This is a genomic window from Nocardioides gansuensis (assembly GCF_003076135.1).
Taxonomy (GTDB): domain Bacteria; phylum Actinomycetota; class Actinomycetes; order Propionibacteriales; family Nocardioidaceae; genus Nocardioides; species Nocardioides gansuensis.
This window is the reverse complement of the sequence record NZ_QDGZ01000001.1, coordinates 95,651-107,120: the sequence shown is the minus strand read 5'-3', so window position 1 is coordinate 107,120 and position 11,470 is coordinate 95,651. Positions and strand designations below refer to the sequence as shown.

General features: G+C 70.5%; 11 protein-coding genes. 5 read left to right on the top strand and 6 right to left on the bottom strand.

The features are described 5' to 3' along the window. Positions 1-9 precede the first annotated feature (9 nt). Together DDE18_RS00485 and DDE18_RS00480 are read right to left on the bottom strand one after the other, a co-directional pair. Positions 10-783 (bottom strand): hypothetical protein, encoded by a 774-nt coding sequence (locus DDE18_RS00485; RefSeq protein WP_133241111.1) that lies wholly within the window; start codon positions 781-783, stop codon positions 10-12. Between the two features lie 257 nt (positions 784-1,040). Next, positions 1,041-3,734, bottom strand: coding sequence for a replicative DNA helicase (locus tag DDE18_RS00480; protein ID WP_211754343.1), 2,694 nt, complete (start codon positions 3,732-3,734; stop codon positions 1,041-1,043). A 424-nt stretch (positions 3,735-4,158) separates the two neighbouring features. Between DDE18_RS00480 and DDE18_RS00475 the strand changes: the two genes are divergently transcribed. Together DDE18_RS00475 and DDE18_RS00470 are read left to right on the top strand one after the other, a co-directional pair. Further along, complete coding sequence (locus DDE18_RS00475) at positions 4,159-5,550, top strand: MATE family efflux transporter (protein ID WP_116570283.1); 1,392 nt, start codon at positions 4,159-4,161, stop codon at positions 5,548-5,550. 36 nt (positions 5,551-5,586) lie between these two features. Beyond that, positions 5,587-6,111, top strand: a complete 525-nt coding sequence (locus DDE18_RS00470; protein WP_116570282.1) for a hypothetical protein — start codon at positions 5,587-5,589, stop codon at positions 6,109-6,111. 145 nt (positions 6,112-6,256) lie between these two features. Here the strand turns inward: DDE18_RS00470 and rplI are convergent, their stop codons facing one another. The 4 genes from rplI to rpsF form a co-directional block, all read right to left on the bottom strand. Beyond that, a complete protein-coding gene (gene rplI / locus DDE18_RS00465; protein WP_116570281.1) occupies positions 6,257-6,703 on the bottom strand; it encodes a 50S ribosomal protein L9 in 447 nt (148 codons plus the stop codon). A 24-nt stretch (positions 6,704-6,727) separates the two neighbouring features. Then, on the bottom strand, positions 6,728-6,964 hold the full coding sequence (rpsR, locus tag DDE18_RS00460) for a 30S ribosomal protein S18 (protein ID WP_116570280.1): 237 nt from the start codon (positions 6,962-6,964) through the stop codon (positions 6,728-6,730). A 173-nt stretch (positions 6,965-7,137) separates the two neighbouring features. Then, positions 7,138-7,728 carry a single-stranded DNA-binding protein gene (locus DDE18_RS00455; RefSeq protein ID WP_116570279.1) on the bottom strand — a complete coding sequence of 197 codons (591 nt, stop codon included), beginning with the start codon at positions 7,726-7,728 and terminating at the stop codon, positions 7,138-7,140. Between the two features lie 91 nt (positions 7,729-7,819). Then, positions 7,820-8,104 (bottom strand): 30S ribosomal protein S6, encoded by a 285-nt coding sequence (rpsF, locus tag DDE18_RS00450; RefSeq protein WP_116570278.1) that lies wholly within the window; start codon positions 8,102-8,104, stop codon positions 7,820-7,822. A 229-nt stretch (positions 8,105-8,333) separates the two neighbouring features. Here rpsF and DDE18_RS00445 point away from each other — a divergent pair, with 229 nt between their 5' ends. From DDE18_RS00445 to DDE18_RS00435, 3 genes are all read left to right on the top strand, one after another. Next, on the top strand, positions 8,334-9,236 hold the full coding sequence (locus DDE18_RS00445; protein ID WP_245916367.1) for a serine/threonine-protein kinase: 903 nt from the start codon (positions 8,334-8,336) through the stop codon (positions 9,234-9,236). Between the two features lie 92 nt (positions 9,237-9,328). Next, positions 9,329-10,123 carry a deoxyribonuclease IV gene (locus tag DDE18_RS00440; protein WP_116570277.1) on the top strand — a complete coding sequence of 265 codons (795 nt, stop codon included), beginning with the start codon at positions 9,329-9,331 and terminating at the stop codon, positions 10,121-10,123. A gap of 175 nt (positions 10,124-10,298) precedes the next feature. After that, on the top strand, positions 10,299-11,435 hold the full coding sequence (locus tag DDE18_RS00435) for a lipid II:glycine glycyltransferase FemX (protein WP_116570276.1): 1,137 nt from the start codon (positions 10,299-10,301) through the stop codon (positions 11,433-11,435). Positions 11,436-11,470 lie beyond the last annotated feature (35 nt).

Genomic DNA, 11,470 nt, shown 5'->3' with positions numbered 1-11,470 from the left:
GATCCTAGATCACCGACGGACCCTGGAGGCGAGGATCAGCGCAGCACCCGAGGCGAGGGCGACCGGCGTCCACGGGAAGTCCGCGCCGAGGGCCACACCCGCGGTCCCGAGGGCGGCCAGCCCTGCACCACCGACGACCACGAGCCTGCGGACGGCCGGAAGCAGCGCACCAAGGACGGTCGACGCGAGCAGGACGCAGACCAACCACGCCATGTCGAAGTGGTGCGGGTTGTCGGCGTGGTAGCCGGTCGCGGCGTCCTGGAGCGCGATCTGGTCGAGCACGTACGGCGTGAGCGCGGCCACCGCGCCAAGGGCCAACGGCGTCAGCAGCGGGTGCACCCGGACCGGAAGCCTCAGCCGCGGCCGCTGCGGGATGCTAAGCCAGACCAGCGCACCGGGAACCGCGATGACGACCATCAGCATCGGCGCACCCCCGCCAGGCGTGACGACCGCACACAAGATGCCGGCGAGGACGAAGCTCAGGTGCAGCAGGCCGGCCGCTGAGGACGGTCGACGTCCGGCCCAGCCGGCGCGCAGCAGCGGGACCAGGCCACCGAGCCACAGGGACGTGAGGATGAGGCCCTGGCCGGTGAGCTGGTGGAACCGATGGCTGGACTCGGTCCCCGTCAGGAGCATCACGCTGATCGTGACCGTGAAGACGACGGGAATCGCGCAGGCCAAGATGCCACTGGCGGTGATGGCGACGCGTCGAAGGGCGCGCGGCCTGCGTACCGGCTCGAGAACAGGAACGGTGTACATGGTTGTGTCAGTCAGGTTTGTCATGCCATGACCGTCGCGCGCCCAGTGTCCCGGCCACATCGCCGGGATGTCCCGACTGTGTCCCGGGGTCTCCTCGGTACGTGGTCAGGAGCAGTTGCCCGGACCGGCGGGCGAGCTGGTTCTCGGTCGTCGTGTTCGTCACCGTCACCGGCGTCGTCTCAAGCCGGGGATCGTTCCGTGGCACCCGAGGCGCGCAGGCAGTCGTGGACGGCGGCCCTCACGGCGTCGGTCTGCATCTCGACAAGAACAGTCGCATCGCCTCAGTGAGCCATGTCGACGAACCGCGAGTAGTGCCCCTGGAACGCAACGGTGAGGTCCCGAGTTGGGCCGTTGCGGTGCTTGGCCACGATCAGGTCGGCCTCGCCAGGACGCGTCGACTCCTTCTCGTAGACGTCGTCGCGGTGCAGCAGGATCACCATGTCGGCGTCCTGCTCCAACGAGTTGTGGGCGGCGATCCCGTTGACCACGAAGTTGTGCGTCCCCATCACCGTCGCGTCATAGACGTCCATCTCGCCGATCGGCTCGATCGAGGTGACGGAGTCCCAGAAGACGTCGTTGGTGGCCATCACCTCGAGCTCGGCGTCACCGAGGACCTCCGCGACCCGCGCCATCCGTTGCCGGCTCGGTGAGTGCTTCCACATCGTCGACCCGCAGAACTGTGTGCCCATCGCGGCAGCGAACTGCCGGTGCGTCATCCGCTGCTCGACCAGCACCTCGCGGACCCTGCCCCATACCTCGCTGGGGACGGTGTCGAGGTTGGTGTTGCTCCGGACGTCCCGCAGCTTCTCGGCGACGAGGGCCGCCAGCTCGCCGCGGGCGCCGTGCACCCCGATCTCGTCGCAGAACCTCAACTGGTTCTCCGCACCGTAGATGTAGAGGTGCCATCCGTCGCGGTAGCCGGACTTCCTCACCCGCTTGATCCGCGAGAAGACGTTGTAGCGCAGGAGCAGGCGGGCGAGGTCATCGACGAGGCGACGGCTCGTGGAGGCGTAGTAGATCCGGCCGAGGTTGCGCTTCTGGTCGTAGGTGACCGAGCCATCGGTCGCCCAGATGTGCTTCAGGAAGAGGCCGACCTGGGCCTTCGGCAGCCCGAAGACCCACTCCGGCACGAACTTCTCGTGGCTCCGCAGGCCGAAGAGCCCGTCCTGGTCCAGCCAGGCGGCGATCGGATTCCGCTTGCCCCGCGCGAGTCGGTAGGGCGCGGGAAGTCGCAGCGTCGTCACCCGGGCTGCGGCGTAGTCGTCGCGGATCGGGGTGATCCCGAACCGGCGCGCCGCAGCCTCACCGACGGCTCCCAGGTTGGCCTCGTCGATGCTGGCGTAGCGGATCGGCTGTCGCTTCACGAACGAGCCGTCGCCCAGCAGGTGCGCCAGCAGGACGACCTCGTCCTCGTCCCGTGCTTTCACATCGAGCGGGGGCGGCACGTGCCGCAGGGACCCGATGCGCGACCCAGGAGCCAGCTCGGACAGCGACATCCACCCGTCGTACGTCAGGAACTTGTGGTTGCCCGTCGCCCTGATGCGGCGCCCGGACGCGAGCGTGAGCTCGAAGACCGGCTTCACCCCCGACGGAAACGCGTACGTCAGCGTGCGCGGCACCAGCTTGAGCCGGTCGTCGAGCGACCAGACCGGAATGTCGCGCGCGCCCGACTCCATCAGCTCGCCGAGCGTGATCTCGGAATTGGTGTCGGCGCGCATCAGCCGGGTGTCGGCCGTCAGGCAGCCCGACTCGCGAAGGTCGCTCATCATCGGCCGCTTGTCACCACGCTGCTCGGGACCACGGTTGAGCTGGGACAGCGCGATGATCGGCACCTCGAGCTCCTTGGCCAGGAGCTTGATGTTGCGGGAGAACTCCGAGACCTCGAGCTGGCGGCTCTCGACCTTCCGGCCGGACGTCATCAGCTGCATGTAGTCGATGACGATGAGCTTGAGGTCGTGGCGCTGCTTGAGCCGCCGCGCCTTCGCCCGGATCTCCATCATCGTCATGTTGGGCGAGTCATCGATGAACATCGGCGCCCCGGACACCTGGCCCATCTTGCGGGCCAGCTTGTCCCAGTCGGCGTCCCCCATGTTTCCGTTGCGGATGTGGTTGAGCGGCACCTTCGCCTCGGCGGAGAGGAGGCGCATCATGATCTCCGAGCGCGTCATCTCCAGGCTGAAGAAGACGCTCGTGAGGTTGTTGTGGATCGACGCCGCGCGACAGAAGTCCAGAGCCAACGTTGACTTGCCCATGGCCGGGCGCGCCGCGACGATGATCATCTGCCCGGCGTGGAGCCCGTTGGTCAGCTCGTCGAGGTCGGCGAAGCCGGTGGGCACGCCGTAGAGGCCGGCCTCGCGGTTGCCGATCGCCTCGATCTCGTCGAGGACCGGGTTCATGATGTCCGACAGCGGGGCGTAGTCCTCGCTCGTGCGGCCGTCGGTGATCTTGTAGACTTCGGCCTGGGCGCTGTCGACCACGTCGTCGACCGTGCCCTCGCCGGCGTAGCCCATCTGCACGATCCGGGTGCCGGCATCAACCAGGCGACGCAGGATCGACTTCTCGCGGACGATCTCGGCGTAGTAGCCCGCGTTGGCGGCGATCGGGACGTTGGCGGTCAGGGTGTGGAGGTATGGCGCGCCACCGATCCGCTGGAGCTCGCCCTTGCGCTGGAGCTCGGCCGACACGGTGACCGCGTCGGCGGGCTCGCCGCGCCCGTAGAGGTCGATGATCGCCTCGTGGATGACCTCGTGCGCCGGGCGATAGTAGTCGGAGCCCTTGAGCACCTCGACGACGTCGGCGATCGCATCCTTGGAGATGAGCATGGCGCCCAGCACCGACTGCTCGGCCGCGTTGTCCTGGGGCGGGGTGCGGCCCTCCGGGCCGCGGGGCGCCTGACCCGGCTCGTAGGCCGCAGGGCCGTCGCCCCAGTCGTAGTCCGGATCGGTCGGACCGCGCCCGTGCTCCGTGATGCTCACCCGAGGACTCCCCACTCGTCACCGTCGACCGACCCCTGACAGGCACAGTAGGAACGACCACCGACATCCGTGCCCCACTGCGTCCGTGACCGTATGTCCGGGGACGGCGACACGCCGAACCCTGGGAGCCTCGTTATCCACAGGCGGCTGGGGATAACTGGCCCAGGCAGGTGGACGACACCCGGTGTCGTGTGCACGAGTCGTGGACAGAGCTGTGGACAACTGCGGTGACATCCCCGCGTCTTCGTCGCTGACCTGCGGAAACGCTCTTCACAGGCTGTGGGGAAAAATCCCTCGCTCGAGGAGCCGGTCCACCTGTCCGTCATCTGGATGTCGCCCATCGGTTTTGTCGACATAGCGCCCGAAGACCCGGCTACCCACAAGCTCATACACAGGCAGCCCCGCCCTTGTCCGCGGATTTCCCATGTATGAGGCACTTTCCGGTGTACTCGTTACGCTGGTCGACGTGTCCGCGACCGACCGGGAGATCCTGCGCCTCGCCGTGCCCGCCTTCCTGGCACTCATCGCCGAGCCGCTCTTCCTGCTCTCCGACGCGGCGATCGTCGGCCACCTCGGCACTCCGGAGCTGGCCGGACTCGGCATCGCCGCCGTCGTCCTGCAGACCGCCGTCGGCCTGTGCGTCTTCCTGGCCTTCGGCACCACGGCCAGCGTCGCCCGCCACCTCGGCGCCGGCGACCGGCGTGGCGCCCTTGCCCAGGGCATCGACGGGGTCTGGCTCGCCGTCCTGATCGGCACCGTCACCACTGTCCTGGGCGTCGTCCTGACCGGCCCGCTGGTCGCGGCCTTCGGCGTCGGCGGCGAGACGGCCCGGCACGCCGAGACCTACCTCCGCCTCGCGTTCCTCGGCACCACCCCGCTCCTGGTGATGCTTGCGACCACCGGCATCCTCCGCGGCCTCCAGGACACCCGCACCCCGCTGGTGGTCGCGGTCGCCGGCAACGCGCTCAACATCGCCCTCAACCTCCTCCTCGTGTACGGGGCGGGGCCGGTGCCCGGCCTCGGCATCGCCGGGTCCGCCATCGGCTCGGTGATCGCGCAGGTCGCGAGCGCTGCCGCCCTCCTCGCCGTGGTCGTCCGCGCGGCACGCCGCGAGGGTGCTCCCCTCTCCCCCGACCTCTCCGGGATCAAGGCGGCGGCCCACGCAGCCGTCGCCCTCGTCATCCGCACGCTCACCCTGCGGGCCGCGCTCCTGGTCGGCACCTACGCCGTCACCCTCACGGCCAGCGGCCACGGCACCGAGGTCGACCTGGCCGCCCACCAGGTGGCCTTCACCGTCTGGACCTTCCTGGCCTTCGCGCTCGACGCCATCGCCATCGCCGCCCAGGCCCTGACCGGCCGCAGCCTGGGCGCCGGCGACGTGGAGACCACCCGCGCCCTGACCGCCACGATGATGAGGTGGGGCCTACGGAGCGGCATCGCGACCGGACTCGCCCTCGCCCTGGCCAGCCCGCTGCTCGGTCCGCTCTTCACCGAGGACCAGGCCGTCCGCGACCTGCTCGTCCCGGTCCTCCTGGTCGCGGCCCTGGGCCAGCCGGTCACGGGCCTGGTCTTCGTCCTCGACGGCGTCCTCATCGGCGCCGGCGACGGCACCTACCTCGCCTGGGCCGGCCTCGCCGTCCTCGCGGCCTACGCCCCGGTCGTCCTGCTCGCCGCGATCCTCGGCGGTTCGATCGTCTGGGTGTGGGTCGCGATGCAGGTGGCCTTCATCGGCTCCCGCGCCGTGCTGCTGACCCTTCGCGCCCGCGGCGATGCGTGGCTGGTTACCGGCACTGCCACGCGCGCCCGTCGGCGCTGAGCCGCCTGCGGTGCCGGCCCGATAGGTTCGGCCGCCATGAAGCCGCTGCAGCCGATCGCCCTCGGCCTCGCGATCGTGATGCTGGTCGTCGGGTTCAAGGGCTACGACGTCCTGGCGGACTCCGCCGGCTGGCTGCTCGTCCTCCTCGGCGTCCGCGACCTGGCCGTCGAGCGTCGCGGCGCCCTCCTCCTCACCGCCGGCGTCTGCCTGGTGGTGTCGGCAGGCCTGTGGTGGCCCAGCGTGCTCGACTGGTTCGACGACCGGCACGAGTCGCTGCTCTGGGCGGTCAACCTCCCCCAGGCGCTGTTCGCCGGGCTGCTCGCCCACGAGCTGTCGCGACGGGCCCGCGCGGAGGGCGACTCCGCGGCCGCCGTGTGGCTGCGGATCGTGGTGGTCGCGACCGTCGTCGTGGCGGTGCTGCCGATCGTCGTGTTCGGCGCGGGAGTCCGTGACCTCGAGCCGGCGGCGTACGTCATCGCCTCGCTCAGCCTGCTCACCCTGGTCGTGCTGCTGCTGACGTATGCCGGTCGCCCGTGGGCGCGGTCACGGCACGTCTCGTAGCCTTCCGGAGTGCTCGGGCGTTGCCCGCAGGGGCTGGAGGACGCTGAGCGACAAGGACTACTTCCACGGCGACTGGGACGCAGCACGGCCCGCCACCCCGGAGGGGCAGCGGGCCGTGGTGGTGCGCCGAGGCGCGGGAGGTGCGTCAGGCAGGCACCACGTTGAGGGCCACCGTGGCGGAGACCTCGTCGTGCAGCTTGATGGTGACCTCGTGCGCGCCCAGCGACTTGATCGGGTTGGCGACCACGATCGTGCGGCGGTCGACCGCCTCGCCCGAGGCCGCGGACAGCGCGTCGGCGATCTCGGCGGTGGTGACGGCGCCGAACAGGCGACCACCCTCACCGGCGCGGACCTGCACGTTGACCTGGGCGGCCTCGAGCTTGGTCTTGATCTCGGCGGCGTGGCCCTCGTCGCGAGCGGCACGGGCCGCGCGGGCGGCCTTGATCGACTCGATGGTCTTCTCGCCACCACGGGTCCAGCGGATGCCGAGGCCACGGGGCACGAGGTAGTTGCGGCCGTAGCCGTCCTTGACCTCGACCACGTCGCCGGGGGCGCCGAGGCCGTCGACTTCCTGCGTCAGGATGAGCTTCATGTCTTCGATCTCCTCGCTACCTGATCAACGACCGGTGGACGTGTAGGGCAGCAGAGCGACCTCGCGGGCGTTCTTGACGGCCGTGGCCACGTCGCGCTGGTGCTGGACGCAGTTGCCGGTCACCCGACGGGCACGGATCTTGCCGCGGTCGGAGATGAACTTGCGGAGCAGCGTGGTGTCCTTGTAGTCGACACCGGACGCCTTCTCCTTGCAGAACTGGCAAACCTTCTTCTTCGGCTTGCGAATCACTGCCTTGGCCATTGTGGTGCTTCCTTCCTAGAAGCCCGGCCCCCTGGCGGGGTTGTGCCGGAATGGTTGAGGTGAATTCGGTTAGTACTGGATCTCGATACGCGCGTCACGGCTTCGCAGGCTCAGCCGTGGCGCTACTCGATCTGCCCGCCCCTTCGGTGCCTCGCAGGCTCGGCACCGGGCGGTCAGAAGGGAGGCTCTTCGGACGAGACACCCGGGGTGGCCCACGGGTCGTTGGCCGGAGCGGACTGCGGCTGGCCCTGCGGAGGACCACCCCAGCCACCCTGGCCGCCGCCCTGCTGCGGCGCGCCCTGCGGCGCGCCGTAGCCACCCTGCTGCGGAGCAGCGGGCGTGGCCCACGGGTCGTCCGCGGGAGCGCCGCCGCCGGAGAAACCGCCGCCGCCACCCTGACGGGTGGTGCGGGAGACCTTGGCAGTCGCATACTTCAGCGACGGCCCGACCTCCTCGACCTCGATCTCGAACACGGTGCGCTTCTCGCCCTCGCGGGTCTCGTACTGGCGGGACTTCAGGCGCCCCTGCACCACCACGCGCATCCCCTTCTGGAGGGACTCCGCGACGTTCTCCGCGGCCTGCCGCCAGACCGAGCAGGAGAGGAACAGCGCGTCGCCGTCCTTCCACTCGTTGGTCTGCCGGTCGAAGGTGCGCGGCGTCGACGCGATCCGGAAGTTGGCCACGGCCGCACCCGAGGGGGTGAAGCGCAGCTCCGGGTCGTCGACGAGGTTGCCGACGACGGTGATGACGGTCTCGCCTGCCATGTCAGGTCTCCCTTTGATCCAAGAGTGTTGTCCTTGTCGTCGACATCGTGTCCGACGCCGGGGACAACGGGTAGTGGGTCATCCACACCCCTCAGGAGGGGCGCAGCACCTTGGTGCGCAGGATCGACTCGTTGAGCGTGAGCTGGCGGTCGAACTCCTTGACCGTGGCCGGCTCGGCCTGCAGCTGGATGACGGCGTAGATGCCCTCGGCGTTCTTCTTGATCTCGTACGCGAGGCGACGACGGCCCCAGACATCGACGGACTCGACGGTCCCGCCGTCCTTGCGGATCACGTTGAGGTACTTGTCGAGCGAAGGCTCGATGGTGCGCTCTTCGAGACTCGGGTCGAGGATGACCATGACTTCATAGGCACGCATAGCGGTCTCCACCTCCTCTGGACTCAGGCGGCCACGGACTTTCCGTGGCAGGAGGGCTGTGCGTTCGGCAGGGGCTTTACGCCGCCTGCCGCTGTCTCCTGGCCGGGCACCCGTCGGTCGGGGCCGGACAAGGACAGTGCAGGTTATCAGCGCGCCCGGGCGCCCGCGGAATCGCCGGCCTGTGGATGGCCCGGAGCGGCCGGCGGCGTACTCGCCTAGCGTCGAGGCCGTGCTCCGCCCGCAGCCCACCGCCACCGTCGCCGGCCGCTACCTGCTGCTCGAGCAGATCGGCGTGGGCGGGATGGGCTCGGTCTGGCGGGCCCGCGACACCCGCGCCCGCCGGGAGGTCGCCGTCAAGGTGCTGGGGCAGCACAGCGGGGCCCTGCTGGTCCGGTTCGTCCGCGAGCAGTCCGTGCGGATCCGGCACCCGCACGTCGTCGCGCCGACGGGCTGGGCCGCAGAGGACGACCTCGTCGTGCTGTCGATGGACCTGGTGTCCGGCGGCTCGGTCAAGGAGCTCGTCGACCGGCACGGGCCGCTGCCCGCCGGCTTCGCGGCGCTGCTGCTCGAGCAGCTGCTGCTCGGGCTCGCCGCCGTCCACGGGGCCGGGCTCGTCCACCGGGACGTGAAGCCCGCCAACCTGCTGCTCGAGGCGACCGGCACCGGCACCCCCCACCTGCGGCTGGCCGACCTCGGAGTGGCCGCGCCGATCGCCGACCAGCGCTACACCACCGTCCCGGGGGCGATCGGCACCGACGGCTACATGGCGCCGGAGCAGGCGCAGGGCGCGCTGCCGGACCCGCGCCAGGACCTCTACGCCGTGGGCCGGGTGGGGCTCCAGCTGGTCACCGGCCTCCCGCCGGCCCGGCAGGTGGAGGTGCCGTCCCACCCGCTGCGCCCGCTGCTCGAGCCGCTGCTCGTCACCGACCCCGAGCAGCGGCTGCCCACCGCCGACGCGGCGCTCCGCCTCCTGCGCCGCCTCGACGTGCCCCCGGAGCCCGGCCCCCCGATCCACGACCGCCTCGGCCCGGCGCCGCGCGGACCGGTCGACTGGGGTGGCTGGGCCGCCGTCGCCGCGTGCGTCGCGGTGGTGCTCGGCTGCCTGGTGGTCGGGCTCGCCGCTCTGGTCTGAGGTCTCGATACGGGTCTCGATACGCTCGCTAGCGCTCGCTACTCGACCTCCGAGATCGCCAGCGCTCGCTACTCGACCACCGAAGGACTGTCATGAGCATCCGCATCGGCGCCCACGTCGACCAGGCCGACCCGATCGCCGAGGCCAAGGCCCGCAACGCCTCGCACGTGCAGTTCTTCCTCGGTGACCCGCAGGGCTACAAGGGGCCCGAGATCCGGTACGCCGGCGGCGCGGCCGCCCTGCGCGCCGACGCCGAGGCCGCGGGCATCGACCTCTACGTCCACGCCCCGTACATCGTCAACGTCGCCACCACGAACAACCGGATCCGCATCCCGAGCCGCAAGCTCCTCCAGCAGCACGTCGACGCCGCCGCCGAGATCGGCGCGAAGGGCCTCATCGTCCACGGCGGCCACGTCAACAAGGCCGACGACCCCGCGGTGGGCTTCGACAACTGGCGCAAGGCCGTCGAGGCGACCGACCTCAAGGTCCCGCTGCTGATCGAGAACACCGCGGGCGGCGACAACGCCATGACCCGCTACCTCGACCGCATCGCCGGCGTGTGGGCCGCCATCGAGAATGCCGAGCAGGCCGAGATGGTCGGCTTCTGCCTGGACACCTGCCACGCGCACGCGGGTGGCAACGCGCTGGAGACGGTGGTCGCCGACGTGCTGGCCATCACGGGGCGCATCGACCTGGTGCACTGCAACGACAGCCGCGACGCGTTCGACTCGGGCGCCGACCGGCACGCCAACCTGGGCGCCGGCCAGATCGACCCCGACCTGCTCGCCGCGGTCGTCCGCGACGCAGGAGCCCCGGTGATGCTCGAGACGCCGGGCGGCGCCGCCGACCACGGCGCCGACATCGCCTGGCTCCGCGAGCGCGTCTGAGGGTCTCGACTCCGCTCGACCATCCGGCTCGCGAACATTTTGCGGTTTGCGGGCAACCGTTCGAGGGCATGGTGCGTCATAGCGGGGGAGAGCAGGGACCAGACAGGGACGGGGGTCTTGTCTGGTCCCTCCTCCGTGTCCGGGGACGACAGTCCCGCTGTGTAGCCTCGGGGCCGTGACGACTCCCCTGACCGTCCGGGCCATCTCCGTCGATGAGCACCGCGACTTCATCGCGAGCCAGTCCTCCGCCAGCTTCCTCCAGACCCCGGCGTGGGCGGCGGTCAAGCCGGGGTGGCGGGCCGAGTCGCTCGGCTGGTTCAGCGGCGAACGCCTCGTGGGCGGTGCGCTCGTCCTCTACCGCCAGCTGCCGAAGGTCAGGCGCTACCTCGCCTACCTCCCCGAGGGCCCCGTGATCGACTGGGAGTCCGACGACCTCGCGGCGTGGCTGGCACCGATGGCGGCGCACCTCGAGGCCAGGGGCGCCTTCGCGGTGCGGATGGGCCCGCCGGTGGTCACCCGTCGATGGTCGGCCGAGCAGGTCAAGGCCGGGGTAGCGGACGAGGCGGTGCGCCGGCTGGGCGACGTACCTCCTCTCGAGCGCACCCGGACCGGCGCGGCCGTCGCCGCGCAGCTGCACGAGCTCGGCTGGCGGCCGCAGGCCGTCGAGGGCGGCTTCGCCGCCGGGCAGCCGCAGTTCAACTTCGTGATCCCGTTGGTCGACGAGGACGGCAAGCCCCGGTCGGAGGACGACGTCCTCAAGGGCATGAACCAGCTCTGGCGCCGCAACATCAAGAAGGCCGACAAGGAGGGCGTCCACGTCACCCGAGGCACCCGCGACGACCTGGCCGACTTCCACGCCCTCTACGCCCACACCGCCGAGCGCGACCACTTCACCCCGCGTCCGCTCTCCTACTTCCAGACGATGTACGACGCGCTGTCGGCCGAGGCGGAGGGGCGCATCTCGCTCTGGCTGGCCCGGCACGGGGGCGACCTGGTGGCCAGCACCATCGGCATCCGCGTCGGCACGCACGCCTGGTACTCCTACGGCGCCTCGTCGACCGAGAAGCGCGAGGTGCGCGGCTCCAACGCGATCCAGTGGGCGATGATCCGCGACGCCCTCGCCCAGGGCGCTGAGGTCTACGACCTGCGCGGCATCACCGAGACCCTCGACGCCGACGACCCGCATGTGGGGCTGATCCAGTTCAAGGTCGGCACGGGCGGCGAGGCGATGGAGTACGTCGGCGAGTGGGACCTCCCGCTCAACCGGGCGCTCTACAAGGCGTTCGAGGTGTACATGAAGAGGCGCTCATGATGGTCGAAGCGAGAGCCCGCATCGGCTCGCACCCA

What these genes read in the sequence shown, in the direction of transcription:
- rpsF (WP_116570278.1), bottom strand. Translation starts at nt 8,104, where the DNA reads ATGCGTGCCTATGAAGTCATGGTCATCCTCGACCCGAGTCTCGAAGAG.
- DDE18_RS00475 (WP_116570283.1), top strand. Translation starts at nt 4,159, where the DNA reads ATGTATGAGGCACTTTCCGGTGTACTCGTTACGCTGGTCGACGTGTCC.
- DDE18_RS00455 (WP_116570279.1), bottom strand. Translation starts at nt 7,728, where the DNA reads ATGGCAGGCGAGACCGTCATCACCGTCGTCGGCAACCTCGTCGACGAC.
- rpsR (WP_116570280.1), bottom strand. Translation starts at nt 6,964, where the DNA reads ATGGCCAAGGCAGTGATTCGCAAGCCGAAGAAGAAGGTTTGCCAGTTC.
- DDE18_RS00485 (WP_133241111.1), bottom strand. Translation starts at nt 783, where the DNA reads ATGACAAACCTGACTGACACAACCATGTACACCGTTCCTGTTCTCGAG.
- DDE18_RS00440 (WP_116570277.1), top strand. Translation starts at nt 9,329, where the DNA reads ATGAGCATCCGCATCGGCGCCCACGTCGACCAGGCCGACCCGATCGCC.
- rplI (WP_116570281.1), bottom strand. Translation starts at nt 6,703, where the DNA reads ATGAAGCTCATCCTGACGCAGGAAGTCGACGGCCTCGGCGCCCCCGGC.
- DDE18_RS00470 (WP_116570282.1), top strand. Translation starts at nt 5,587, where the DNA reads ATGAAGCCGCTGCAGCCGATCGCCCTCGGCCTCGCGATCGTGATGCTG.